This is a genomic window from Streptomyces sp. NPDC048291, assembly GCF_043201715.1.
GTDB lineage: Bacteria > Actinomycetota > Actinomycetes > Streptomycetales > Streptomycetaceae > Streptomyces.
In genome coordinates this window covers 634,168-660,065 of record NZ_JBICZC010000001.1, presented here as the reverse complement: position 1 = coordinate 660,065, position 25,898 = coordinate 634,168, and the positions used below count along the sequence as shown (strand labels likewise).

Here is a 25,898-nt window from a genome sequence, read left to right as displayed (position 1 = left end):
GTGGGGCAGGCGCCGTCTACGGGGGGTCTGGGGGGTGTCCCCCCAGACGGCCCGCCCGTACGCCTTTGTACGGGACGTTCTACGGGGTGATGGTCGGTCAGACCATCAGGGAGCGGTCCGTCGGGCGGATCGGGGCCGGGAGGTCGCTCGCTCCGGTGAGGAAGCGGTCGACGCCCTTGGCGGCGGAGCGGCCCTCGGCGATCGCCCAGACGATCAGGGACTGGCCGCGGCCCGCGTCACCGGCGACGAAGACGCCCGGCACGTTGGTCTGGAAGTCGGCGTCGCGGGCGACGTTGCCGCGCTCGTCGAGTTCGAGACCGAACTGGTCGACCACGCCGTTCACCCGGTCGGTGCCGGTGAAACCCATGGCGAGGGTGACCAGCTGGGCGGGGATCTTCCGCTCGGTGCCCGGCTTCGGGGTCAGCCTGCCCTCGACGAACTCCACCTCGGTGAGGTGCAGCCACTGGACGTTGCCTTCCTCGTCGCCCTCGAAGTGGGTGGTGGAGACGGAGTAGACCCGCTCGCCGCCCTCCTCGTGCGCCGAGGTGACCTTGTAGAGCATCGGGAAGGTCGGCCAGGGCTGGTTCGGCGCGCGGTCCTCGCCCGGCCGGGGCATGATCTCCAGCTGGGTGACGGAGGCCGCGCCCTGGCGGTGGGCGGTGCCCACGCAGTCCGCGCCGGTGTCGCCGCCGCCGATCACGACGACGTGCTTGCCCTCGGCCGAGATGGGCGACACCACGTAGTCGCCCTCCTGGACCTTGTTGGCGAGCGGCAGGTACTCCATCGCCTGGTAGACGCCCTTGAGCTCGCGGCCGGGGACCGGGAGGTCACGGGCGGTCGTGGCGCCGGCGGCGATGACGACCGCGTCGTACCGCTTCTTCAGGTCGGTCGCCTTGAGGTCGACGCCGATCTCTATACCGGTACGGAAGCGGGTGCCCTCCGCGCGCATCTGCTCGATACGGCGGTTGATGTGCCGCTTCTCCATCTTGAACTCGGGGATGCCGTAGCGGAGCAGGCCGCCGATGCGGTCGGCGCGCTCGTAGACGGCGACGGTGTGGCCGGCCCGGGTCAGCTGCTGGGCGGCGGCCAGGCCCGCGGGGCCCGAGCCGATGACGGCGACGGTCTTGCCGGACAGGCGCTCGGGGGCCTGCGGGGCGACGGTCCCGGCCTCCCACGCCTGGTCGATGATGGAGACCTCGACGTTCTTGATGGTGACGGCCGGCTGGTTGATGCCGAGCACGCACGCCGACTCGCACGGGGCCGGGCACAGGCGGCCCGTGAACTCCGGGAAGTTGTTCGTGGCGTGCAGGCGCTCGGAGGCGGCCGGCCAGTCCTCGCGGTAGGCGAAGTCGTTCCACTCGGGGATCAGGTTCCCGAGCGGACAGCCGTTGTGGCAGAACGGGATGCCGCAGTCCATGCAGCGGCTGGCCTGCTTGCTGATGATCGGCAGCAGGGAGCCGGGGACGTAGACCTCGTTCCAGTCCCGGACACGGTCGGCGACGGGGCGGGTCTTGGCGACCTCACGGCCGTGGTTCAGGAAGCCCTTCGGGTCAGCCATTGATCGCCGCCTCCATCATCTTCTCGTGGGTCTCGGTCTCGGAGAGACCCGCTCGCTCGGCGGCGTCCTTGGCGGCGAGCACTGCCTTGTACGTGCTGGGGATGATCTTGCTGAACCGCTGCACGGCCGTGTCCCAGTCGGCGAGCAGCTTGTCGGCGACCGTCGAGCCGGTGTCCTCGGCGTGCCGGCGCACCACGTCGTGCAGCCACTGCTTGTCCGCGTCGTCCAGGGCCTCGATCGCGTCCACGTTGCCGGCGTTGACGTTGTCGCGGTTCAGGTCGATCACGTAGGCGACACCGCCCGACATGCCGGCCGCGAAGTTGCGGCCCGTCTCGCCGAGGACCACCGCCTGGCCGCCGGTCATGTACTCGCAGCCGTGGTCGCCCACGCCCTCCGAGACCACCAGCGCACCGGAGTTGCGGACGCAGAACCGCTCGCCGGTCCGGCCGCGCAGGAACAGCTCGCCGCCGGTCGCGCCGTACGCGATGGTGTTGCCCGCGATGGTGGAGTACTCGGCGAGGTGGTCGGCCGCCCGGTCCGGACGGACGATGACACGGCCGCCGGAGAGGCCCTTGCCGACGTAGTCGTTGGCGTCGCCCTCAAGGCGGAGGGTGACACCGCGCGGCAGGAAGGCGCCGAAGGACTGGCCGGCCGAGCCGGTGAAGGTGATGTCGATGGTGTCGTCGGGCAGACCCGCCCCGCCGAACTTCTTCGTCACCTCGTGGCCGAGCATGGTGCCGACCGTGCGGTTGATGTTGCGCACCTTGATCTGGGCGCGCACCGGCTGGGCGTCGGTGGCGCTGGAGGCGGCCAGGGCGTCGGAGGCGAGCTTGATCAGCTCGTTGTCCAGGGCCTTCTCCAGGCCGTGGTCCTGCGCGACGGTCCGGTGCAGGGAGGCGCCTTCGGGGAGCTCGGGCACGTAGAAGAGCGGGGCCAGGTCGAGGCCCTGCGCCTTCCAGTGGTTCACGGCACGGGTGACGTCGAGCGCCTCCGCGTGGCCGACGGCCTCCTCGATGGTGCGGAAGCCCAGCTCGGCGAGGATCTCGCGGACCTCCTCGGCGATGAACCTGAAGAAGTTCACGACGTACTCGGCCTTGCCGGAGAAGCGGTCGCGCAGCACCGGGTTCTGGGTGGCGACGCCGACCGGGCAGGTGTCGAGGTGGCAGACGCGCATCATGATGCAGCCGGAGACGACGAGCGGCGCGGTCGCGAAACCGAACTCCTCGGCGCCGAGCAGCGCGGCGATGACCACGTCACGGCCGGTCTTCAGCTGGCCGTCGGTCTGCACGACGATGCGGTCGCGCAGGCCGTTGAGCAGCAGGGTCTGCTGGGTCTCGGCGAGGCCGAGCTCCCAGGGACCGCCCGCGTGCTTCAGCGAGGTGAGCGGGGAGGCACCCGTGCCGCCGTCGTGGCCGGAGATGAGCACGACGTCCGCGTGCGCCTTGGACACACCGGCCGCGACCGTGCCGACGCCGACCTCGGAGACCAGCTTGACGTGAATCCGCGCCTTCGGGTTCGCGTTCTTCAGGTCGTGGATCAGCTGGGCCAGGTCCTCGATGGAGTAGATGTCGTGGTGCGGCGGCGGGGAGATCAGGCCGACGCCCGGGGTGGAGTGCCGGGTCTTGGCGACCCACGGGTAGACCTTGTGGCCGGGCAGCTGGCCGCCCTCGCCGGGCTTGGCGCCCTGGGCCATCTTGATCTGGATGTCGTCCGCGTTGACCAGGTACTCGGAGGTCACGCCGAAGCGGCCGGAGGCGACCTGCTTGATGGCGGACCGGCGGGCCGGGTCGTACAGGCGGTCCGGGTCCTCGCCGCCCTCACCGGTGTTGGACTTGCCGCCCAGCTGGTTCATCGCGATGGCGAGGGTCTCGTGGGCCTCGCGCGAGATGGAGCCGTAGGACATGGCGCCGGTGGAGAACCGCTTGACGATCTCGGAGACCGGCTCGACCTCGTCGACGGAGATCGACGGGCGGTCGGACTTGAAGCCGAACAGGCCGCGGAGCGTCATCAGCCGCTCGGACTGCTCGTTCACGCGGTCCGTGTACTTCTTGAAGATGTCGTAGCGGTTCGCACGGGTCGAGTGCTGGAGGCGGAAGACCGTCTCCGGGTCGAACAGGTGCGGCTCGCCCTCGCGGCGCCACTGGTACTCGCCCCCTATCTCCAGGGCGCGGTGGGCCGGCGCGATGCCGGAGGCCGGGTAGGCCTTGGCGTGGCGGGCGGCGACCTCCTTGGCGATGACGTCGAGGCCGACGCCGCCGATCTTGGAGGCGGTGCCGTTGAAGTACTTGTCGACGAAGCCCGCTTCGAGACCGACGGCCTCGAAGACCTGGGCGCCGCGGTAGGAGGCGACCGTGGAGATGCCCATCTTGGACATGACCTTCAGGACGCCCTTGCCGAGGGCGTAGATCAGGTTGCGGATGGCCTGGTCGGCCTCCATGCCCGGCAGGAAGGTGCCCGCGCGGGTCAGGTCCTCGACGGACTCCATGGCCAGGTACGGGTTGACGGCGGCGGCGCCGAACCCGATCAGCAGGGCGACGTGGTGGACCTCGCGGACGTCACCGGCCTCGACCAGCAGGCCCACGTGGGTGCGCTGCTTGGTGCGGATGAGGTGGTGGTGGACGGCCGCGGTGAGCAGCAGCGACGGGATCGGCGCGTGCTCGGCGTCCGAGTGCCGGTCCGACAGGACGATCAGCCGGGCGCCGTTCTCGATGGCCGCGTCGGCCTCGGCGCAGATCTCCTCGATGCGCGCGGCGAGGGAGTCGCCGCCGCCGGAGACCCGGTACAGGCCGGACAGGGTCGCGGCCTTGAAGCCGGGCATGTCGCCGTCGGCGTTGATGTGGATGAGCTTGGCCAGCTCGTCGTTGTCGATCACCGGGAAGGGCAACACGACCGAGCGGCAGGACGCGGCGTTCGGGTCGAGCAGGTTGCCCGCGGGGCCGAGGGACGAGCGCAGGCTCGTCACCAGCTCTTCCCTGATCGCGTCCAGCGGCGGGTTGGTGACCTGCGCGAACAGCTGGGTGAAGTAGTCGAAGAGCAGGCGCGGGCGCTCGCTCAGCGCGGCGATCGGCGAGTCGGTGCCCATGGAGCCGATCGGCTCGGCGCCGGCCTTGGCCATCGGCGCGAGGAGAACGCGCAGCTCTTCCTCGGTGTAGCCGAAGGTCTGCTGGCGGCGGGTGACCGAGGCGTGGGTGTGCACGATGTGCTCGCGCTCGGGCAGGTCGCCCAGCTCGATCTCGCCGGCCTCCAGCCACTCCGCGTACGGCTGCGCGGCGGCCAGGCCGGCCTTGATCTCGTCGTCCTCGATGATGCGGTGCTCGACCGTGTCGACGAGGAACATCCGGCCGGGCTGCAGCCGGCCCTTGCGGACCACCCTGGCGGGGTCGATGTCGAGGACGCCGACCTCGGAGCCGAGGACGACCAGGCCCTCGTCGGTGACCCAGTAGCGGCCGGGACGCAGACCGTTGCGGTCGAGAACGGCACCGACCTGGGAGCCGTCGGTGAAGGTGACGCAGGCGGGGCCGTCCCAGGGCTCCATCATCGTGGAGTGGTAGCCGTAGAAGGCGCGGCGGGCCGCGTCCATGGAGTCGTGGTTCTCCCACGCCTCCGGGATCATCATCAGCACGGAGTGCGGCAGCGAACGCCCGCCGAGGTGCAGGAGCTCCAGCACCTCGTCGAAGGAGGCCGAGTCAGAGGCGTCGGGCGTACAGATCGGGAAGACGCGGTCCAGCTTCTCCTGCGGGCCGAACAGGTCGGAGACCAGCTGGGACTCGCGGGCGCGCATCCAGTTGCGGTTGCCCTTGACGGTGTTGATCTCACCGTTGTGGGCGACGAACCGGTAGGGGTGCGCGAGGGGCCACGACGGGAAGGTGTTCGTGGAGAACCGGGAGTGCACGAGCGCGATCGCGGATGCGAAGCGGCGGTCGGACAGGTCCGGGAAGAAGGGCTCCAGCTGGCCGGTGGTCAGCATGCCCTTGTAGACGATGGTCCGCGCCGACAGCGACGGGAAGTAGACGCCCACCTCGCGCTCGGCGCGCTTGCGCAGCACGAACGCCTTGCGGTCCAGCGCGATGCCCTCGCTGGCGTGGTCGGTGACGAAGACCTGCCGGAAGACCGGCATGGTGGAGCGGGCGGTGGCGCCCAGCAGCTGCGGGGCGACCGGGACCTCGCGCCAGCCGAGGACGGTCAGGCCCTCTTCGGCCGCGATCGTCTCGATCCGCGAGACGGCGTCCTGCGTGCCGTCCTCGGGCAGGAAGGCGATACCCACGGCGTACGAACCGGCCGCCGGCAGCTCGAATCCGGCCACCTCGCGGAAGAAGGCGTCGGGCACCTGGGAGAGCAGGCCGGCGCCGTCTCCGGAGTCGGGCTCGGAACCGGTCGCGCCGCGGTGCTCCAGGTTGCGCAGAACCGTGAGCGCCTGCTCGACCAGCGCATGGCTCGCCTCGCCGGTGAGGGTGGCCACGAAGCCGACGCCACAGGCGTCGCGCTCGTTGCGGGGGTCGTACATACCCTGCGCAGCAGGGCGAGCATCCATGAACGACCAGTTTCGGCCGTTCGTGGAGTGCTGGGACGGCTGGCGCGGCGTACGCATCGGCTCTCCCGTCGTCGTCAGTGGCGTATAGCAGGTGCCGAGGGACGACGCTGGCCCTCTGCGTTTTTGTTGCGAAATTTCACGCAGGTTACATGATGGAGCGGTTCTCGGGAACTGGATACACCGTTCCAACATGCGGACGCCGTAGGGGTTTACGGCGAGGTACCGCGCATAGCGGTGAAGGTGGTGGGGGACCGATCCGGACAGATCCGTGTCCATCGGTCCGCAGGGGCGGGGGTGAGCGTCACGCCACCCCACAGGTGCATGGCAGGCCTCATTGCCTGCGGCGCTTACGGCTCATGCCCAGTGGTTAAGCATTCGAAACCAGCGAGTAACGGGTACTTATGCAGTCCAACGCATAGCTACCAGTCGCCCTATCCTACGGCCGTCCCGAAAAGGGTGCCCAGGGCGTACGTCACACCGGCCGCCGCACCTCCCAGCGCGAGCTGCCGCAGACCGCTGAACCACCAGGTCCGCGCGGTCACCTTGGCCACCACGGCACCGCAGCCGAACAGTCCGGCGAGGGCCAGCAGCAGGGCGGGCCAGAGCGCGGTCGCGCCGAGCAGGAACGGCAGCACGGGCAGCAGCGCGCCCAGCGCGAACGACCCGAAGGACGAGACGGCGGCGACCAGCGGGGAGGGCAGGTCGCCGGGGTCGATCCCGAGCTCCTCGCGGGCGTGTATCTCCAGCGCCTGCTCGGGGTCGGCGGACAGCTGCCGGGCGACCTCCCGGGCCAGCGCCGGCTCGACGCCCCGCGCCTCGTACAGCGCGGCCAGCTCGGCCTCCTCGTCCTGCGGGTGCCTGCGCAGCTCCCGGCGCTCGACGTCCAGCTCGGCCTCGACGAGCTCGCGCTGCGAGGCGACGGAGGTGTATTCGCCCGCGGCCATCGAGAAGGCGCCGGCGGCGAGACCCGCGAGCCCGGTGATCACGATGGTCTGATGACCGACGGCCCCGCCGGCCACACCGGTCATCAGGGCGAGGTTGGAGACCAGCCCGTCCATGGCGCCGAAGACGGCGGGCCGCAGCCAGCCACCGTTCACATCCCGGTGGGTGTGGTTGTCGCGGTGGGCTTCGTGCAAGGTCGCCTGGGTCTCGATGACGGCCATGAGGGGTCCCCCAAAAGGTCTCGCGGTATGCCCCGAATAAGCTGAGGCAAAGCTAACTTTGGACAAGTTCTATCTTTCGACAACGCTGACGTTACGCCCGGACATTCCCCGACGCCAGCAAGGAAAGGCTCGGCTAACCTGCGGTTTTATCGCTTTCCGCTCACACGTGCGAGGGGGTGCACAAATGTCGACCGGGTGATGTAGAGGCCGGTCAGGCTGCGGTCAACCGCCGTTGGTGGGACACATCCGCAAACGGTTCCGCGCCCTCGCGCGAAGCCCCTCCCGGAGAGGCCCGCCCATGTCATCGATCGTCTGCACCCCGCCGCTCCCCGCCCCCGACGAGCGCGCCCCCGAGCTGCACGACCGGGCACGGGGCGCGCTCCTGGGCCTGGCCGTGGGAGACGCGCTCGGGGCGCCGGCGGAGAACATGAAGCCCTCCGAGATCCGCGCCCGCTGGGGCCGCATCACGGGATACGTGACCGACCGTCCCGCCGGTACGGACGACACCGAGTACGCGATCTTCTCCGGCCTCCTCCTCGCCCGCCACGGCTCGGCGCTCACCCCGGCCCATGCCGAGGCGGCCTGGCACGAGTGGATCGCCGACCGCGCCGAGGGCCCCTTCAAGGGCGCCGGCTTCAGCGAACGCGGCACCCTGGAGAACCTCCGCCGGGGCCTCGCCGCCCCGATCTCCGCCCAGCACCGGCACGCCTGGAGCGACGGCCTCGCCATGCGGGCGGCCCCCTTCGGCGTCTTCGCCGCGGGCCGGCCCGCCGAGGCGGCCCGGCTCGTCGCCGTCGACGGCTCGGTGAGCCACGAGGGCGAGGGCATCTACGGCGGCCAGGCGGTGGCGGCGGGGGTCGCGGCGGCGATGGCCGGGGCTCCGCCGACGGCGGTGGTGGCCGCCGCACTCGCCGTCGTCCCCGACGACTCGTGGACGGCCCGTTCCCTGCGCCGCGCGGTGTCCGTGGCCCACCGTGGCGAACGGGCGGTCCGCTCCGCCGTCGTCATCGGCGGCTACCCCTGGACCGACCTGGCCCCGGAGGCGGTGGCCCTGGCCTTCGGCGCGTACGCGGCGGCCGACGGCGACTTCCGGGACGCGGTACTGACCGCCGTCAACATGGGACGCGACGCGGACACCACGGCCGCGGTGGCCGGCGCGCTGGCCGGGGCGACACGGGGAGAGGCGTCGATCCCACCGGAGTGGGCAGCGGCGATCGGCCCGGCCCGCGGCAGCTGCCTGCCGTCGATGGCGGGCCACCACGTACTGGAGGTGGCGCAACTGCTGCTGGCTGCGGCTGCGGCACAGACCGACCCGCAATCCACCCCGCGAGCCTTTCTGCGGACCGAGCCACATCCTGAACCGGCCGCCCTCGTCCCCGCTGAGCCGCAGCCCTCGGCGCCCGCTTCCCTGCCGACCGAGTCGGGTGGCGGGTGGGCGAGGTCCCGGGGGTCCAGGGGGCGGAGCCCCCTCGGGGCCGGGTGCAGCGAGGGGCTTCGGTGAAGCGGCGGCGTATCGAGGGGCTGCTGCTCGGGCTCGCCGCGGGCGACGCCGCCGGGTGGCCCTCCGCGCGGCACCGCGCGTCCCGGATGCCGGAATGGACCCGCCGCCTCACCCGCGAACTCGACACCTTCGCCGAACAGAACGCGACCACCACCCTTCCCGTCCCCATCGCCCTCAACCAGCCCCCCGAGCCCCTCCGTCTCGGCCCCTCCGACGACGCCGAGTGGGCGGCCTTCGCCGCGGAAGCCGTGCTGCGCGCCGGCGACGACACCGTCCTCGGCGACCTCAGCCGCGAGCTCCGTACCCGCGCCGCCATCGACCTCACCTGGACCGCCGTCGCCTCCGAGGTCGCCGCCGCGGCCGAACGCGCCCCGGAGATCGAGTCGGCCGTACTCCCCCTGCGCGCCCGCATCTCCGTCCGCGCCGGCCTCGGCAACCTCGCCGCCGGCCTGCGCCCGCCCGCCACCGGCCACGACAACCCGCACTACTTCGACGACGCCGCCTGCGTCCGCGCCTGCGCCCTCGCCGTCGCCCACCCCGGCGACCCCCGACGCGCCGCCGACCTCGCCGAGTTCGACGCCCGCTACACCCAGGACGGCGACGGCGTGCACGGCGCCCGGGCCATGGCCGCGGCCCTCGCCCTCGCCCTCGTCGGCGCCGAGGTCGAGACCTGCGTGGCCGCGGCCCTCGGCGAACTCCCCGAGGCCACCGAGATCGGCCGCAACACCCGGCACGCCCTCACCCTCGCCGGCACCACGGACTCCGCGTTCGCCCTGCTCCCCCTCCTGGAACACCAAATCGTCGACCACGTCTACAGCTACGGCATCGCCGCCGCGGAGACCGTCCCGGTCGCCCTCGCCCTCGCCACCGCCGCCCGGGGCCGGATCGCCGAGGCCGTACCCGCCGCCGCCTGTCTCTCCCGGGTCGCCGACTCGGCCCCCGCCCTGGCCGGCGCGCTCACCGGCGCCCTCGGCGGCGCGACCGCGATCCCGCCGTCCTGGCGGGACGCCTGCCGCACCCTCTCCGGCTGCGCCCTCCCCCGCCTCACCGGCACGGATCTGGTGGAACTCGCCGAACTCCTGGAAGCCACACAACCGGCCCATGCAGGTGGATGATTCGGTGCATGACGCCCAAAGGAGAAGAAAGCGCCGGAGCTTCGCTCGACGACCGGATCACCGGAGCACTGGTCGGAGCCGCCGTCGGCGACGCCCTCGGCGGTCCGGTCGAGGGCTACTCCCCCGACCAGATCCTCGAACGCCACGGCGGCCGGATCCACGGCATCGTCGGCCCCTGGAACGGCGACGCCTGGCGCACCGCCCGCCCCATCGCGCCGTACCACAAGGGCGACGGGCACGTCACCGACGACACCTTGATGACCCATGCGCTGGTACGGGTGTACGACAGGGTCCGCGACCACCTCGACGCGTACGCGATCGCCGACCACCTGGTCCCGGACCTGATGACCAACCCGCGCTGGATCCCGGAACTGGAGACGGAGACCATCCCCCTCCACCGGGTCTTCCTCGCCGAGAAGTGGCTCGCGACCCGCCTCCACTACGGCCATGTCGACCCCCGTGAGGCCGGCGTCGGCAACATCGTCAACTGCGGTGCCGCGATGTACATGGCACCGGTCGGCCTGGTCAACGCCGCGCACCCGCGGGCCGCGTACGCCGAGGCCCTGGACGTGGCGGGCGCCCACCAGTCGTCGTACGGCAGGGAGGCGGCGGGCGTCTTCGCCGCGGCGGTGGCGGCGGCGACCGCGCCCGGCGCGACCGCGGACTCCGTGGTCGGCGTCTGCCTGTCCGTGGCGAAGGACGGCACCCGCGAGGCGATCGAACGCGTCTGTGAAACGGCCGCCCAGCACTCCGACTTCGAGTCGGCGCTCACCCCCGTGCGCGAGGCGATCGCCCCCTACGACACGGTGGGCCCCCACTACCGGTCCCCCTCCCTCGGCGCCCGCCGCCCCTCCCGCCTCCACGCGATCGAGGAACTCCCCGTCGCCCTGGGCATGTTGCTGGTGGCCGACGGCGACTACCGGCACGCCGTCCTCGGTTCCGTCAACTACGGCCGGGACTGCGACTCCATCGCGACGATGGCCGGCGCGATCGCCGGGGCGCTGGGCTCGCCGGTCCCCGAGGACTGGTCGAAGCGGGTCGCCGAGGCCAGCCGCCTCGACCTCTGGGAACCGCCCCGTGTCCTGACCGGGGTGGCCCGGGAGGTCTTCGCCCGCGACATCGAACGCCGCCGCGCCCACGAGGAGCACTTCACCCGCCTCGGAGGTCCGAGTTGCTCCGGCTGACCTGGGTCCAGCCGGAGGACCTGCTCGGCCACGAGCTGTGCCAGGCCCGGCAGGACGGGCGGGAGCCGTCGGCGATCCAGGCGCGGTGGCGGGCGGCGGGGGGCGCGGACGCGCCGAGCCGCGCGGGCGCGTCGCCGGACCGGGCGTCCCGCTATCTGCGCCGGCTCGCGGAGGACCTCCTCGACGAACTCGCGGACCTGCCGAGCAAATTGGACGAGCCGACGGAGCTGGCCGAGATCAAGGCGCTGTGTCCCGAGTGGCCGACCGCGCCACGGGGAGGGCGGTGCGGGCCGTCGTGCGACTGCGAGTCCGATACGGCTGATCGCGCAGTTCCCCGCGCCCCTTACGGGGCACGCCCCAGCTGCGGGCAGTCGTGCCTCTCCCAGAGCCCTAAAGGCCTGGGGGGACCCCCAGGCGGCACGGGTGGGCGCTGGGGGTCCCCCCGGCCGAAGGCTGGGGGAGGCACCCTGCCAGCGCAGGTAAGCGTCCCCACCCCCCGCGCCTACCAGGCCGCCTGGCTCGGCCGAGCCGTCGGCTGTCTGCTCGGCAAACCCGTCGAGAAGCTTCCGCTGCACGCGATCCGCGAACTCGCCCGCGCCACCGGCAACTGGCCCCTGAACCAGTACTTCACCGCCCACGGCGTCCCCGCCGAACTCCTCGCCGCCCACCCCTGGAACCGCCGCTCGGCCCCCACCTCCCTCGCCGAGAACATCGACGGCATGCCCGAGGACGACGACCTCAACTACCCCCTCCTCAACCTCCTCCTGCTCCAGCGCCGCACCAGGGACTTCACCACCGCCGACGTGGCCGCCCTCTGGCTCGACGAACTCCCCGCAGGCCGCACCTTCACCGCCGAACGCGTCGCCTACCGCAACCTCCTCACCGGCATCGAACCCCCGCACACCGCCCGCCACCGCAACCCCTTCCGCGAGTGGATCGGCGCCCTCATCCGCGCCGACGCGCACGGCTGGACCAACCCCGGCGCCCCGGCCGCCGCGGCCGAACAGGCGCACCGGGACGCCACCCTGACCCACACCGCCAACGGCGTCTACGCGGCGATGTTCACGGCGGCCGTCATCGCCACCGCCGCCACCGGCACCCGCGACGTCCACGCCTGTCTGCGCGCCGGCCGCACGGTGATCCCGCCCCGGTCCCGCCTGGCGCAGGCGATCGACCATGCGGTCGGGCTGGCCGGGACCCACGAGGACTTCGAGACGGTCGTGGACGAACTCCACCGCACCCACTCCCCCACCCACCACTGGGTGCACGCCATCCCCAACACCGCCCTGATCGCCGCCGCCCTCACCCACGCCGACGGCGACTTCACCGGCTCCGTCTGCCGGGCGGTGAGCGGCGGCTGGGACACCGACTCGAACGGCGCGACCGCCGGTTCCGTGGCCGGACTGCTCGCGGGGGACCCCGACACGCTCCCCGACCGCTGGACGACCCCGCTCAAGAACCGCCTCGCCACCTCCGTCGCCGGCTTCGACGGCACCGGCTTCGACGCCCTCGCCCACCTCACCCACCTGGAGGCGACCCGCTCATGACCCACATCGCCGTACTAGGCAGCATGAACATGGACCTCGTCGCGTACGCCGAGCGGGCCCCGCAGCTCGGCGAGACCGTCACCGGACGGACGTTCCGTACGATCCCCGGCGGCAAGGGCGCCAACCAGGCGATCGCCGCCGCCCGCGCCGGCGCCACCGTCTCGATGATCGGCGCGGTCGGCCACGACGCCTACGGCGCCCGGATGCGCGAGACCCTCGAACACTCCGGCGTGGACACGGACTCGTTGCGCACGATCGAGGGTCCGTCCGGCACGGCGCACATCGTCGTGGACGACGAGGGCGGCAACGCGATCGTCGTGATCCCCGGCGCCAACGGCACCGTCGACCATCTCTCCCCCGGCGACGAGGGCGTCATCGCCTCCGCCGACATGCTCCTGCTCCAGCTGGAGATCCCTCTCGCGGCGGTCGTGGCCGGTGCGCAGGCCGCCCGCCGCCACGGCGTCCGGACCGTCCTCACCCCGTCCCCCGCCCGCCCGCTGCCGTCCGAACTCCTCGACAGCATCGACCTGCTGGTGGCGAACGAACGGGAGGCGGCCACCCTCACCGACCGCGCCGACCCGCGCGACGCCGCGGCCGCGCTCCTCGACCAGGTGCCGCGGGTCGTCGTCACCCTCGGCGCGGCCGGCAGCCTCTACCTCACCCGCGACGCCGCCCCTCTCGTCATCCCCGCTCCCCGGGTGACCGCCGTCGACTCGACCGGCGCGGGCGACACCTTCGTCGGCGCCCTCGCGGTGGCCCTGGCCGAGGAGAAACCGATCCGCGAGGCCCTGTCCTGGGCGGCGGCCGCGGCGGCGATCTCCGTCCAGCGGGAAGGGGCGACGGAGTCGATGCCGTACCGTCCGGAGATCGAAACCCAGTACACCGCATGAGCACGACACCCACGACACCCACGACACCCACGACGCCCGGGACACCCAAGACGCCCACGGCACCCACGGACCCGGCGACGCACCCCCAGTCCCCGCCCCCGCCCCTCACCGGGCTGCGCGTCCTCGATCTGGCCACCCTCTTCGCCGGTCCCCTCGCCGCCACCTTCCTCGGTGACTTCGGCGCCGAGGTCGTCAAGGTCGAGCACCCCGCCAAGCCCGACCCCTCCCGGGGCCACGGCCCGGCCAAGCAGGGCGTCGGCCTGTGGTGGAAACTGCTCGGCCGCAACAAGCGCACCCTCACCCTCGACCTGTCCAAGCCAGGCGGCCGTGCCACGCTCCTCCGCCTGGCCGCCACCGCCGACGTGATCATCGAGAACTTCCGCCCCGGCACCCTGGAGAAGTGGGACCTCGGCTGGGAGGAGCTCTCCGCCGCCAACCCGCGCCTGGTCCTGACCCGGGTCACCGCCTTCGGCCAGTTCGGCCCCTACGCCCGCCGCCCCGGCTTCGGCACCCTCGCCGAGGCGATGAGCGGCTTCGCGGCGATCACCGGCGAACCGGACGCCCCGCCGACGCTGCCCCCGTTCGGGCTCGCCGACTCCATCACGGCGCTGGCCACCGCGTACGCCGTGATGACCGCGCTCGCGGCCCGGGACCGCACCGGCGAGGGCCAGGTCGTCGACATGGCGATCATCGAGCCGATCCTGGCCGTCCTCGGCCCCCAGCCCACCTGGTACGACCAGCTCGGCTACGTCCAGGCACGCACCGGCAACCGGTCCGCCAACAACGCCCCGCGCAACACCTACCGCACGGCGGACGGCGGCTGGGTCGCCGTCTCCACCTCGGCCCAGTCGATCGCGGAACGCGTGATGTGCCTGGTGGGGCGCCCGGAGCTGATCGACGAGCCGTGGTTCGCGACCGGTGCGGGGCGGGCCGCGCACGCCGACGTCCTCGACGCGGCCGTCGGCGGCTGGGTCGCGGTCCGCTCCCGTGCCGAGGTGCTGGCCGAGTTCGAGAAGGCGGAGGCGGCGGTGGCGCCGATCCAGGACGTGCGGGACGTCATGGAGGACCCGCAGTACCAGGCGCTGAACACGATCACGACCGTCCCCGACCCCGACCTGGGCCCGCTGCGCATGCAGAACGTCCTCTTCCGGCTCTCGGCCACCCCCGGCGCGATCCGCTGGACCGGCCGCCCGCACGGCGCCGACACGGACGAGGTACTGGCCGAGCTGGGCCTGACCCCGGCCGAGGTACGGGCCCTGCGCGCGGAGGGCGCCGTATGAGCGCGGCGCCGTTCCCGCTGACCTGGCTGTACGTGCCCGGCGACCGGCCGCATGTGGTCGCCAAGGCGCTGGCCTCCGGAACCGACGTGGTGGTGATCGACCTGGAGGACGCGGTCGCCCCCGACCGCAAGGACTACGCCCGTACCGCCACCGCCGAGCTCCTCGCCCACCCCCAGCCGGTCCCGGTCCACGTCCGGATCAACGCCCTGGACACCCCCTGGGCACTGACCGACATCGAGGCCCTGCTCGCCCTCCCCGGTCTCGCCGGACTCCGCCTCCCGAAGGTCACGAGCCCCGAGGACATCCGCCGCCTCGCGGCCCGGACCACCGCCCTCCCCCTGTACGCCCTCCTGGAATCGGCCCTCGGCATCGAGCACGCCTACGCCATCGCCGCCGCCGACCCCGCCCTGCGGGGCATCTCCCTGGGCGAGGCGGACCTACGGGCCGACCTGGGGGTGCGGGACGACATCGGCCTCGACTGGTCCCGTTCCCGGATCGTGGTCGCGGCGCGGGCGGCGGGCCTCGCCCCGCCGCCCCAGTCGGTCCACCCCGACACCCGCGACCTCAACGGCCTCGCCGCCTCCTGCGCGCACGGCCGCGCCCTGGGTTTCCTGGGCCGGGCCGCGATCCACCCCCGGCAGCTCCCGATCATCGAGCGGGCCTACCTCCCGACCGAGGCCGAACTGGAACAGGCCGAAACGGTCATCAAGGCCGCCACCACGGAACAGGGCGCCCAGGCCCTTCCCGACGGCAGCTTCATCGACGCGGCGGTGGTAGCAGCGGCCCGCAGAACCCTGTCCCTGCTGAACCGCCGCTGACCCCTTCCCTCCCGCCGGCAACTTCCGCAATTTTCTCTCCGCCGCAACGGCGAGCACCCCCACGGCGCCCGCACACGAAGAGGGCGCCCGGTTCGATCCCGGGCGCCCTCTCGTCGTACGACAAACAGGTCAGCTCTTCTTGGTCCCCGACCCGGCCTCGTCCTTGACCCCGTCCTCAGCGTCGTCCTTGGCCTCGTCGGCGTCGGCGGCCTCGGCTTCCGCTTCGGCCCCGTCGCCGGAGGCCTCCGCGTCCTTCGCCTCAACGGCCTCACCGGCACCGACGGCCTCACCGTCGGAGACACCCGCATCGTCGGAGGCGCCCGGCTCGACCACCGTCTCCCGGCCCGGCCGCTTCTTCGCGGAGACCACCATGTACAGCACCGCGAGCAGGAACACGATCATCGCGGTCCAGTCGTTGAGCCGCAGACCGAGGACGTGGTGGGCGTCGTCGACGCGCATGTACTCGATCCAGCCGCGGCCCACGCAGTACGCGGCGACGTACAGCGCGAACGCCCGCCCGTGTCCCAGCGTGAAGCGGCGGTCGGCCCACATGACGAGGAAGGCGACGCCGATGCACCACAGCGACTCGTAGAGGAAGGTCGGGTGGTAGTAGCCCGGCACCCGGCCGCCCTCGGAGGAGGTGATGTGGAGCGCCCACGGCAGATGCGTCTCCCGGCCGTACAGCTCCTGGTTGAACCAGTTGCCCCAGCGACCGCAGGCCTGGGCGAGGGCGATGCCGGGGGCGATGGCGTCGGCGTAGGCCGGCAGCGGGATGCCGCGGCGGCGGCAGCCGATCCAGGCGCCCACCGCACCGAGCGCGATCGCGCCCCAGATGCCGAGGCCGCCCTGCCAGACCTTGAACGCGTCGACCCAGTCACGGCCCGCGCTGAAGTACAGCTCGTAGTCCGTGATCACGTGGTACAGGCGCCCGCCGACCAGGCCGAACGGTACGGCCCAGACCGCGATGTCGGCCACGGTGCCGGCCCGCCCGCCCCGGGCGATCCAGCGCTTGTTGCCGAGCCAGACGGCTACGAAGACACCGATGATGATGCAGAACGCGTAGCCGCGCAGCGGGATGGGTCCGAGATGGATCACTCCGCGCGACGGGCTGGGAATGTAGGCAAGTTCTTCCATGGCAGGGTCGACGCTACCGTGCCGGACCGGGCCGACGGCAACCAGCCCGGCTACGGCTCCATAACGGGGGCGTGAGAATCGCCTACTCCCCCTTACTGCTTGTTCGCGTCCTCGACCAGCTGCTTCAGCTTGGCCGGGGTCATGGTCTGGTCCTGGTAGATGTTCTTGCCGTCGAGCAGGACGGTCGGCGTGCCGTCGAACTTCGCCGCCTGGAAGGCCTGGTTGGACTTGACGACCCAGGAGTTGTGGGTGCCGTTCTTGACACACTTCTGGAACGCCGGCGTGTTCAGCCCCTGCACCTTGCCGGCCAGCTCGATCAGCTTGTCGTTGCTCGCGAACGCGTCGTCGGTCTCCTTGGGCTGGTTCTCGTACAGCACGTCGTGGAGGTCACGGAACTTCCCGGCGTCCTGGGCGCAGGCCGCCGCGTTGGCCGCGTTGCGCGAGCCGCTGCCGCCGAGGTTGCCGTCGATCAGCGTGACCAGGTGGTACTCGATCCTGAGCTGGCCGGCGTCGACCAGCTCGTGGAGCGTCGGGCGGTACGCGGTCTCGAAGGCCTGGCAGGCCGGGCAGCGGAAGTCCTCCCAGACGGTGAGCGTCGCCTTGGCGCCGTCCTTGCCCACCGGGATCGCGAGGCTGTCCTTGCCCTGCGCGCCGGAGGGCGCCACGACCGGGCCGGAACTCGCACTGCCCTTGTCCTTGCCCGAGTTCGCGGCGACCACGCCGACCACCGCCGCCAGGCCCAGGACGCAGACGACGCTCGCGCCGACGATCAGCGCGCGCCGTCGCTTGTCCGCGGCCTTCTGCTTCTCGCGCTCGGCCGCCAGCCGCTCACGGGCCATCCGCTTTCCGTCACGATTCTTCTCGCTCACACCCCCAGAACGAACCGGGGAGGCGCACCGCGCCTCCCCGGTCCCAGGTCCACCCGTTCGAGTGACCGAATGTTCTGTTATGCCGGGAGTTCCCCCCGATGGGTCACGCCTGGCCGCGCACGCCCTTCGCCAGGTCCCCGGCGAGTTCGCGGACGGCCGCCACACCGGCCGCGTGGTCCGGCGCGTCCAGCATCCGCTTCACGAAGGCCGAACCGACGATCACGCCGTCGGCGAAGCCGGCGACCTCGGCGGCCTGGACCGCGTCGGAGACGCCGAGGCCGACGCAGACCGGCAGCCCGGTGCCGGTGGCCCGGGTGCGCTCGACCAGGTTCTGCGCCTGCGCCCCGACCGATGCGCGGGTACCGGTGACGCCCATCAGCGAGGCCGCGTAGACGAAGCCGCTGCCCGCTGCCGTGATCGTCGCGAGCCGCTCGTCCTTGCTGCTCGGCGCCACGACGAAGACGGTCGCGAGGCCGTGCTTCTCGGCGTGCTCCCGCCACAGCGCCGACTCCTGGACCGGCAGGTCGGGCAGGATGCAGCCCGCGCCGCCGGCCTCGGCGAGTTCGGCGGTGAAGCGTTCGACGCCGTAGCGGTCGATGGGGTTCCAGTACGTCATGACGAGGATCGGCTTGCCGGTGGCCTCGTGGGCCTCCTTGACCGTGCGCATGACGTCCGCGATCCGCACGCCGCCGCGCAGGGCGATGTCGTCGGCGGTCTGGATGACCGGGCCGTCCAGGACCGGGTCGCTGTGCGGCAGCCCGACCTCGACGACGTCCGCGCCGCCGTCCAGGACGGCCTTGATCGCCTCGATGCCACCGGCCACGGTCGGGAACCCGGCCGGGAGGTAGGCGATGAGCGCGGCACGGCCCTCGGACCTGGCACCGGCGAGGGTGTCGTTCAGAAGCTGGATGTTCCCGCTCACTTGGCGTCCCCCTCGATCTCGGCGGTGTCGGCGGCGTCGGCCTCGACCACGGCGTCGGCCTCGGTGTCGTACAGGCCGAAGTAGCGTGCGGCGGTGTCCATGTCCTTGTCGCCGCGCCCGGACAGGTTGACGACGATCAGCCCGTCCTTGCCGAGCTCCCTGCCGACCTCCAGGGCTCCGGCGAGGGCGTGGGCGCTCTCGATGGCCGGGATGATGCCCTCGGTGCGGGAGAGCAGGCGCAGGGCCTGCATGGCCGCGTCGTCGGTGACCGCGCGGTACTCGCCGCGGCCGGAGTCCTTGAGGTAGGAGTGCTCGGGGCCGATGCCGGGGTAGTCGAGACCGGCCGAGATCGAGTACGGCTCGGTGATCTGGCCCTCGTCGTCCTGGAGGACGTAGGACCGGGAGCCGTGCAGGACGCCGGGCTCGCCGGCGGTGAGGGTGGCCGCGTGCTCGCCGGTCTCGATGCCGTGGCCCGCGGGCTCGCAGCCGATGAGGCGGACGCCGGCGTCGGGGATGAAGGCGTGGAAGAGGCCGATGGCGTTGGAGCCGCCGCCGACGCACGCGACAGCGGCGTCCGGGAGGCGTCCTGCGCGCTCCAGGATCTGGCGGCGGGCCTCGACGCCGATGACGCGGTGGAAGTCGCGGACCATCGCCGGGAAGGGGTGCGGTCCGGCGACCGTGCCGAAGAGGTAGTGGGTGTGGTCGACGTTGGCCACCCAGTCGCGGAACGCCTCGTTGATGGCGTCCTTGAGGGTGCGGCTGCCGGACTTCACGGCGATGACCTCGGCGCCGAGCATGCGCATCCGGGCCACGTTGAGGGCCTGGCGCCGGGTGTCGATCTCGCCCATGTAGACGGTGCAGTCGAGGCCGAACAGCGCGCAGGCGGTGGCCGTCGCCACGCCGTGCTGGCCGGCACCGGTCTCCGCGATCACCCGGGTCTTGCCCATGCGCTTGGTGAGCAGGGCCTGGCCCAGCACGTTGTTGATCTTGTGCGAGCCGGTGTGGTTGAGGTCCTCGCGCTTGAGGAAGATCCGGGCGCCGCCCGCGTGTTCCGCGAAGCGGGGGACCTCGGTCAGGGAGCTGGGGCGGCCGGTGTAGTTGACCATCAGGTCGTCGAGCTCGCGGGCGAACTCGGGGTCGTGCTTGGCCTTGTCGTACTCGACGGCGACCTCGTCCACGGCGGCGACGAGGGCCTCCGGGATGAACTTGCCGCCGAAGGCGCCGAAGTAGCCCTCGGGGGAGGGCACCTGGCCTTCTGGGTCAGGGAAGAAGTAGTCGCTGGGCATGCGGAAACCTCACGGTGAGTGCGTGTGAAAAGACACTGTTCGCCGTGGGGGCGGAGTCCGTCGTACGACCTCAGACCGTGTGCGGCCGGTCGCGCAGTTCCCCGCGCCCCTTTGGGGCGCGCTGCCATCGACGTCCGTTGACCTGCCCGGGTTCGTCCCCGATGACGTAGCGCACCCGGCGGCCGTGGACACGCCTCGCGGGGGCTCGGCAGCCCCTGGGGCGGCAGCCGCGCGCGAGGCGGGCGTACCGGTCCACGGTCGTCACGGTGAGAGTCATCGGGTTCAGCCTAGCGGGTGGTCAGGGGCGGCCGTGCCGGAGTGCCGGGTGTTCGCCCGCCGCCACCAGATCGGCCACCGCCGCCTTGGGGTCGCGGCCCGTGACCAGGGACTCGCCGACCAGGACCGCGTCGGCGCCCGCGTTGGCGTACGCGATCAGGTCGTGCGGGCCGCGGACGCCGGACTCGGCGACCTTGACGACGTGCGCGGGGATCTCCGGGGCGACCCGCTCGAAGGTGGAGCGGTCGACCTCCAGGGTCTTCAGGTTGCGCGCGTTGACCCCGATCACCTTGGCCCCGGCGTCGACCGCGCGCTCGACCTCGTCCTCGTCGTGGACCTCGACGAGCGGGGTGAGGCCGATGGACTCGGCGCGCTCGATCAGCGACTCCAGGGCCGGCTGGTCGAGGGCGGCGACGATCAGCAGCGCGAGGTCGGCGCCGTACGCGCGGGCCTCCCACAGCTGGTACGACGTGACGATGAAGTCCTTGCGCAGCACCGGGATGTCCACCCGGGCCCGGACCGCCTCCAGGTCGGCCAGCGAGCCGCCGAAGCGCCGCTGCTCGGTCAGGACCGAGATGACGGCCGCGCCGCCCGCCTCGTAGTCCGCGGCGAGCCCTGCCGGGTCGGCGATCGCGGCCAGCGCGCCCTTGGACGGGCTGGAGCGCTTCACCTCGCAGATGACCTTGACGCCCTCACCGCGCAGCGCGGCCACGCCGTCCTTGGCGGCCCGCGCCTTCGCCGCGCGCTCCTTGAGCTCGTCGAGGCTGACGCGCGCCTGCCGTTCCGCGAGGTCGGCACGGACTCCGTCGATGATCTCGTCGAGCACACTCACGCGAGCGGCCCCCTTCCGGACGGTTCTTCCAGGCGGTCAAAAACCCATGGGCCGAAAACTCATGGTCACTGCGATGGTATCCGGAGGACGGGGTAGGCCTCACATCCGGTTGACGCCGGTCCCAGTACCTGGACATCCATCGGTTGATCAAGGATGCAACCAGCCACCGAAGGGCAGGTTCCGGACAACGGTGAAGACCAGCAGCAACGCGCCCAGGCTCCACGCCTGGACCGGCCTCAGCTCGATCCGGGCGGGCCGGCCGCGCGCCGCGCGCACCACCCAGACGGTCCACACCGCGGCGAAGGCCAGATAGGCGAGGACGCCCGCCGCGTTGTCCCGCAGCGCGGCCGGGAAGTCGCCGTGGACGAAGGCGTGCGCGCTGCGCAGGCCGCCGCAGCCGGGGCAGTACAGACCGGTGAACCGGTACAGCGGGCAGACCGGGTAGTGACCGGGCTGGTTGGGGTCGACGGTGCCGACATAGGCGAAGGCCCCGACGACAGCGGCCATCACCCCCGCGGGCACGGCCAGCCGTCCCCGCAGGGAGGGCATCGCGGGTGCGGCGGCTGCGCTGTGGCTGTCGGCGTTCACGCCTCGCATTGTGCCCCGTACGGTCGGCACACGCGCGAGAGGGGCGTCCGGATCCGGACGCCCCTCGGGAAAGCTCTGGTCGGTCAGCCCTCGGCGGCGACCGGCTCACGGGTGACGACCGGGACGGAGTGCGACATCACCAGGGCGCCGTCGTTGTTCTGCTTCGGCTGGCCGAGACCCATGGAGCGCATGATCATGCCGACCACACCGCCGAGGACCACGATCACCATGCCGGCCCAGAAGCCGAGCGGCTGGGCCATCACCATGAACGCGCCCGAAACGCAGAAACCGATGAAGGCGATGGTGACGCCGGTCCAGGCGGCCGGGGTGTGACCGTGGCTGCTGCCCGCCATGACTTGCTCCTCGTTGCTGGTACGTGTCGTACGGGCCCGAGCTCGTACGTGTCCTTCCGGACGCTCGACCTCCATTGTCCCGTACGAGCACCGGTGCGGGACGCGGGGGTGGCGTCTGATTCGCCACATCGACTGAAACCCCCGCCGGCGGTAGCGCCCCGTAAGGGGCGCGGGGAACTGCGCGACCAGCCACGACGCGACCGCAGACAGCCGACAAGCGACACCACCCCCAACGGCGCCCCCCAGCGAAGCGTCACGCTCCGGTGGGATCCTCGCCCCGGTCCAGCGCCTTCCAGATGTCCTCGGGCCGGTCGGGATCGACCGGCTTGGGCGCGCGCCGCGGCCGCTCCGCCCCCGTGCCGCGCTCGTACCGCCCGGACATCGCGGGCCACAGCCGCCCGTACCGCAGCGCCAGCAGCCCGGCGATCAGGATGAGCACACCGCCGGCCGCGGCGACGTACGGCCAGCCGGTATGGCTGAGGGCGTCCACCGTGGCGGAGGTGTCACCGCTGGCCTCGGCGGCCTTCTCGTCGAGCGCGGAGCCGTCGGACGCGCCCAGCAGGGCCGCGACGACGATGCCGGCGCCGGAGAGCGCGAGGAGGCCGGAGACCAGGAAGCGGCCGGCCTTGCGGACGGCGAAGACGGCGACGAGCGCGGCGAGGCCCACTATGGCGAGGGCCGCGGGGACGCCCGTGACGTCGCTGCCCCTGGCGGTCAGCGGGAAGTCGCCGCCGGCCACCGTCGCGGTGCCCTCCGCCCAGCGCTGCCGGGTGGACAGCAGGGCCACGGCCGCGCCGAGTGCGCCGAAGAGCAGCGCTACGGCGAGGCTGCGGCGGCCGGACCGGGCGGGTTCGCCGGCTTCGGAAGAGGGGTGAGGAACAGCAGTCACGTACCCCACTATCGCCTGAACCCCGCACGAACGGTCACCCGGGGTCGGGTGATAAGCGCCCCACTTGCCCGGTCCGTGCGCCTACTTGCCCAGTCTGTTGGCCGTGTGCACCGCCCGCAGGACCGCCGCCGCCTTGTTGCGGCACTCCTGGTCCTCGGCGGCCGGGTCGGAGTCGGCGACGATGCCGGCGCCGGCCTGGACGTACGCGGTGCCGTCGCGGAGCAGGGCGGTGCGGATGGCGATGGCGGTGTCGGAGTCGCCGGCGAAGTCGAGGTAGCCGACGCACCCGCCGTACAGCCCTCGTCTGGACGGCTCCAGCTCGTCGATGATCTGCATCGCCCGGGGCTTGGGGGCGCCGGAGAGGGTGCCGGCCGGGAAGCAGGCGGTGAGGACGTCGAAGGCGGTGTGGCCCTCGGCGACCTTTCCGGTGACCGTCGAGACGATGTGCATCACGTGCGAGTACCGCTCGACGGACATGAAGTCGACGACCTCGACGGAGCCGGGCCGGCAGACCCGCCCCAGGTCGTTGCGTCCGAGGTCGACGAGCATCAGGTGCTCGGCGCGCTCCTTGGGGTCGGCCAGCAGCTCGTCGGCGAGGGCCTGGTCCTCCTGCGGGGTGGCCCCGCGCGGCCTGGTGCCGGCGATGGGGTGCACCATGGCCTCCCCGTCCTCGACCTTGACCAGGGCCTCCGGGGAGGAGCCGACGACGTCGAAGCCGTCGAAGCGGAAGAGGTACATGTACGGGGACGGGTTGGTGGCCCTGAGCACCCGGTACACGTCCAGCGCGCTCGCCGTGCAGGGAGTTTCGAAGCGCTGGGAGGGGACGACCTGGAAGGCCTCGCCCGCGCGGATGCGCTCCTTGATGTCCTCGACGGCGACCTGGAAGTCGGGGCCGCCCCACAGGGCGGTGTACTCGGGGAGTTCGGAGGGCGGCAGGACGGCGGGCGGCTGGGCGACCGGGCGGGAGAGGTCCGCCTCCATCGCGTCCAGGCGGGCCACCGCGTCGGCGTGGGCCTCGTCGACGCCGCTGTCGAGGTCGTTGTGGTTGATCGCGTTGGCGATCAGCAGGACCGAGCCCTCCCAGTGGTCCATGACGGCGAGGTCGCTGGTGAGGAGCATGGTCAGCTCGGGGAGCCGGAGATCGTCGCGCTCCCCCGGGCCGATCTTCTCCAGGCGGCGCACGATGTCGTAGCCGAGGTAGCCGACCATGCCGCCGGTGAACGGGGGCAGCCCCTGGTCGTGCGGGGTGTGCAGGGCCTCGATGGTGGCGCGCAGGGCGGCCAGCGGGTCGCCGTCGACGGGCACGCCGACGGGCGGGGCGCCGAGCCAGTGGGCCTGGCCGTCGCGGACGGTGAGGGTGGCGGCGGAGCGGACGCCCACGAAGGAGTACCGGGACCACTGATACGCCGTGCGGCCGTTCTCGGCGGACTCCAGCAGGAAGGTGCCGGGACGCTCGGCGGCGAGCTTGCGGTAGAGCGCGACCGGGGTGTCGCCGTCGGCGAGGAGCTTGCGGGTGACCGGGATGACACGCCGGTCGGTCGCGAGCTTGCGGAAGGTCTCGAGGTCCATGGCGGCAGGCCTTACTGATCGGAGGCGGGTACGCCGGCGCCGGCGCCCCCGGGACCGGACTCGACACCCTCGTGACCGTGTTCGGCGTCCTTGAGGAGCACGTCGGCGTCGAAGCAGGTGCGGTCGCCGGTGTGGCAGGCGGCGCCCACCTGGTCGACCTTGACCAGCAGGGTGTCGGCGTCGCAGTCGAGGGCGACCGACTTCACCCACTGGAAGTGGCCGGAGGTGTCGCCCTTGACCCAGTACTCCCGGCGGCTGCGCGACCAGTAGGTGCAGCGGCCGGTGGTGAGGGTCCGATGCAGCGCCTCGTCGTCCATCCAGCCCAGCATCAGCACCTCGCCGGTGTCGTACTGCTGGGCGATGGCGGGGAGGAGTCCGTCGGCGCTGCGCTTGAGGCGGGCGGCGATCTCCGGGGCGAGGCCACTGGACGGGGGCGTACCCGTCGTACCGGTCGTACTGGTCATGTGTGCCATTGTGCCGCGCGGCACCGACAGTCACGGTCCGTGTCCACTGTCCGGACGGTGCGTGTGGTCGTAGGCTGGCGGTATGTCGACCTTCGCCAAGCGTGAACGGCTCCTGCTCGCCGACCTCTTGGAGACCGCCGGTCCCGAGGCGCCCACCCTCTGCGAGGGCTGGGTGACCCGTGATCTGGCCGCGCACGTGGTGGTGCGCGAACGCCGGCCGGACGCGGCCGGGGGCACGGTGATCAAGCAGCTCGCGCCACGCCTGGAGAAGGTGACGGCCGAGTTCGCGGCCAAGCCGTACGAGGAGCTGATCCAGCTGATCCGCACCGGTCCGCCGCGGTTCTCGCCGTTCCAGCTCAAGCAGGTGGACGAGGCGGCCAACACGGTCGAGTTCTACGTGCACACCGAGGACGTCCGCCGGGCCCAGCCCGACTGGTCGGCGCGGGAGCTGGACCCGGTCTTCCAGGAAGCCCTCTGGGCCCGCCTGGAGCGCACCGCCCGGCTGCTCGGCCGGGGCCTGCCGACGGGTCTGGTGCTGCGCCGCCCGGACGGCCAGACGGCGGTCGCCCATCGTGGCGCCCCCGTGGTGACGGTGACCGGCGAGCCCTCCGAGCTGCTGATGTTCGCGTTCGGCCGGCAGAGCACGGCCAAGGTCGAGGTGACCGGCGACGAGAACGCGATCGCCAAGCTGCAGGAGTCCAAGAAGCTGGGCATCTGAGGAGCCCCCGGTGATCAGGGTCGCGATGACGAGCGTGTACGTGGACGACGTGCCGAAGGCGCACGCCTTCTACACCGACGTCCTCGGCTTCGAGACCCGTACCCGCCTGGACCTGGGCGACGGCAGCCTGTTCGTCACGGTCGGCGCCCCGCAGGGCGCCCAGCCGGACCTCCAGCTCCTGCTGGAGCCGGGCCGGGGCCCCCTCGCCGACCCGTACCGCAAGGCCGTCTACGCGGCGGGGCTCCCGGCCATCGTCTTCTCCGTGGACGACATCCGTTCGGAGTACGACCGCCTGCGCGTCCTGGGCGTCCGCTTCCCGCACGAGCCGCAGGAGCAGGGCCCGGAGATCGCCGCCGTCCTGGACGACACGGTCGGCAACCTGATCCAGCTGACCCAGCCGAAGGTCTGACC

The 25,898-nt window shown here is 72.2% G+C and carries 23 protein-coding genes; 9 read left to right on the top strand and 14 right to left on the bottom strand.

Going from position 1 to position 25,898, the window contains the following annotated elements; all coding sequences use genetic code 11:
• Window positions 1–97 precede the first annotated feature (97 nt).
• From ACGF5O_RS02855 to ACGF5O_RS02845, 3 genes are all read right to left on the bottom strand, one after another.
• Window positions 98–1,558: a glutamate synthase subunit beta gene (locus tag ACGF5O_RS02855; RefSeq protein ID WP_393808128.1), complete on the bottom strand. Its 1,461-nt coding sequence runs from the start codon at window positions 1,556–1,558 to the stop codon at window positions 98–100.
• Window positions 1,551–6,089, bottom strand: a complete 4,539-nt coding sequence (gltB, locus tag ACGF5O_RS02850) for a glutamate synthase large subunit (protein WP_393808127.1) — start codon at window positions 6,087–6,089, stop codon at window positions 1,551–1,553. The genes ACGF5O_RS02855 and gltB overlap by 8 nt, the downstream gene beginning before the upstream one ends.
• 431 nt (window positions 6,090–6,520) lie before the next feature.
• A complete protein-coding gene (locus tag ACGF5O_RS02845) occupies window positions 6,521–7,252 on the bottom strand; it encodes a VIT1/CCC1 transporter family protein (RefSeq protein WP_362652923.1) in 732 nt (243 codons plus the stop codon).
• Between the two features lie 298 nt (window positions 7,253–7,550).
• Here ACGF5O_RS02845 and ACGF5O_RS02840 point away from each other — a divergent pair, with 298 nt between their 5' ends.
• From ACGF5O_RS02840 to ACGF5O_RS02810, 7 genes are read left to right on the top strand one after another with little or no spacing between them, the layout of a single operon-like run.
• Window positions 7,551–8,753, top strand: a complete 1,203-nt coding sequence (locus ACGF5O_RS02840) for an ADP-ribosylglycohydrolase family protein (protein ID WP_393808126.1) — start codon at window positions 7,551–7,553, stop codon at window positions 8,751–8,753.
• Complete coding sequence (locus ACGF5O_RS02835) at window positions 8,750–9,868, top strand: ADP-ribosylglycohydrolase family protein (protein ID WP_393808125.1); 1,119 nt, start codon at window positions 8,750–8,752, stop codon at window positions 9,866–9,868. The genes ACGF5O_RS02840 and ACGF5O_RS02835 overlap by 4 nt, the downstream gene beginning before the upstream one ends.
• A gap of 8 nt (window positions 9,869–9,876) precedes the next feature.
• The gene (locus ACGF5O_RS02830; RefSeq protein WP_393808124.1) at window positions 9,877–11,052 is read left to right on the top strand and encodes an ADP-ribosylglycohydrolase family protein; all 1,176 of its coding nucleotides are present in this window, start codon (window positions 9,877–9,879) and stop codon (window positions 11,050–11,052) included.
• The gene (locus tag ACGF5O_RS02825) at window positions 11,040–12,599 is read left to right on the top strand and encodes an ADP-ribosylglycohydrolase family protein (RefSeq protein ID WP_393808123.1); all 1,560 of its coding nucleotides are present in this window, start codon (window positions 11,040–11,042) and stop codon (window positions 12,597–12,599) included. The genes ACGF5O_RS02830 and ACGF5O_RS02825 overlap by 13 nt, the downstream gene beginning before the upstream one ends.
• Entirely contained in the window at window positions 12,596–13,489 is an 894-nt protein-coding gene (gene rbsK, locus ACGF5O_RS02820; RefSeq protein WP_393808122.1) for a ribokinase, read from the top strand. The genes ACGF5O_RS02825 and rbsK overlap by 4 nt, the downstream gene beginning before the upstream one ends.
• Window positions 13,486–14,769, top strand: a complete 1,284-nt coding sequence (locus tag ACGF5O_RS02815) for a CaiB/BaiF CoA transferase family protein (protein ID WP_393808121.1) — start codon at window positions 13,486–13,488, stop codon at window positions 14,767–14,769. Before rbsK ends, ACGF5O_RS02815 begins: the two co-directional genes overlap by 4 nt.
• The gene (locus ACGF5O_RS02810; protein WP_393808120.1) at window positions 14,766–15,587 is read left to right on the top strand and encodes an HpcH/HpaI aldolase/citrate lyase family protein; all 822 of its coding nucleotides are present in this window, start codon (window positions 14,766–14,768) and stop codon (window positions 15,585–15,587) included. The genes ACGF5O_RS02815 and ACGF5O_RS02810 overlap by 4 nt, the downstream gene beginning before the upstream one ends.
• Before the next feature lie 129 nt (window positions 15,588–15,716).
• On the opposite strand, the gene lgt is transcribed toward ACGF5O_RS02810, so the two are convergent.
• The 11 genes from lgt to hisI all read right to left on the bottom strand — a co-directional run bounded on the left by lgt (window position 15,717) and on the right by hisI (window position 24,769).
• Window positions 15,717–16,721, bottom strand: a complete 1,005-nt coding sequence (lgt, locus tag ACGF5O_RS02805) for a prolipoprotein diacylglyceryl transferase (protein WP_393808119.1) — start codon at window positions 16,719–16,721, stop codon at window positions 15,717–15,719.
• Between the two features lie 92 nt (window positions 16,722–16,813).
• Complete coding sequence (locus tag ACGF5O_RS02800; RefSeq protein WP_393808118.1) at window positions 16,814–17,590, bottom strand: DsbA family protein; 777 nt, start codon at window positions 17,588–17,590, stop codon at window positions 16,814–16,816.
• 103 nt (window positions 17,591–17,693) lie between these two features.
• The gene (gene trpA, locus ACGF5O_RS02795; protein ID WP_393808117.1) at window positions 17,694–18,512 is read right to left on the bottom strand and encodes a tryptophan synthase subunit alpha; all 819 of its coding nucleotides are present in this window, start codon (window positions 18,510–18,512) and stop codon (window positions 17,694–17,696) included.
• Window positions 18,509–19,798, bottom strand: a complete 1,290-nt coding sequence (gene trpB / locus ACGF5O_RS02790) for a tryptophan synthase subunit beta (RefSeq protein ID WP_393808116.1) — start codon at window positions 19,796–19,798, stop codon at window positions 18,509–18,511. Before trpB ends, trpA begins: the two co-directional genes overlap by 4 nt.
• A gap of 70 nt (window positions 19,799–19,868) precedes the next feature.
• Entirely contained in the window at window positions 19,869–20,075 is a 207-nt protein-coding gene (gene trpM, locus ACGF5O_RS02785) for a tryptophan biosynthesis modulator TrpM (RefSeq protein ID WP_393808115.1), read from the bottom strand.
• Window positions 20,076–20,096: 21 nt separating this feature from the next.
• Complete coding sequence (trpC, locus tag ACGF5O_RS02780; protein WP_393808114.1) at window positions 20,097–20,906, bottom strand: indole-3-glycerol phosphate synthase TrpC; 810 nt, start codon at window positions 20,904–20,906, stop codon at window positions 20,097–20,099.
• Between the two features lie 147 nt (window positions 20,907–21,053).
• A complete protein-coding gene (locus tag ACGF5O_RS02775; protein WP_393808113.1) occupies window positions 21,054–21,503 on the bottom strand; it encodes a DUF2752 domain-containing protein in 450 nt (149 codons plus the stop codon).
• Window positions 21,504–21,577: 74 nt separating this feature from the next.
• Complete coding sequence (locus ACGF5O_RS02770; RefSeq protein WP_393808112.1) at window positions 21,578–21,847, bottom strand: HGxxPAAW family protein; 270 nt, start codon at window positions 21,845–21,847, stop codon at window positions 21,578–21,580.
• Window positions 21,848–22,100: 253 nt separating this feature from the next.
• Window positions 22,101–22,745, bottom strand: coding sequence for a TIGR02234 family membrane protein (locus ACGF5O_RS02765; protein WP_393808111.1), 645 nt, complete (start codon window positions 22,743–22,745; stop codon window positions 22,101–22,103).
• Between the two features lie 72 nt (window positions 22,746–22,817).
• Window positions 22,818–24,305, bottom strand: coding sequence for an anthranilate synthase component I (locus ACGF5O_RS02760; RefSeq protein WP_393808110.1), 1,488 nt, complete (start codon window positions 24,303–24,305; stop codon window positions 22,818–22,820).
• 11 nt (window positions 24,306–24,316) lie between these two features.
• Window positions 24,317–24,769: a phosphoribosyl-AMP cyclohydrolase gene (gene hisI / locus ACGF5O_RS02755; protein WP_393808109.1), complete on the bottom strand. Its 453-nt coding sequence runs from the start codon at window positions 24,767–24,769 to the stop codon at window positions 24,317–24,319.
• A gap of 82 nt (window positions 24,770–24,851) precedes the next feature.
• Between hisI and ACGF5O_RS02750 the strand changes: the two genes are divergently transcribed.
• Window positions 24,852–25,487, top strand: coding sequence for a TIGR03085 family metal-binding protein (locus tag ACGF5O_RS02750; protein WP_393808108.1), 636 nt, complete (start codon window positions 24,852–24,854; stop codon window positions 25,485–25,487).
• A 10-nt stretch (window positions 25,488–25,497) separates the two neighbouring features.
• Window positions 25,498–25,896 (top strand): VOC family protein, encoded by a 399-nt coding sequence (locus ACGF5O_RS02745; protein WP_393808107.1) that lies wholly within the window; start codon window positions 25,498–25,500, stop codon window positions 25,894–25,896.
• Window positions 25,897–25,898 lie beyond the last annotated feature (2 nt).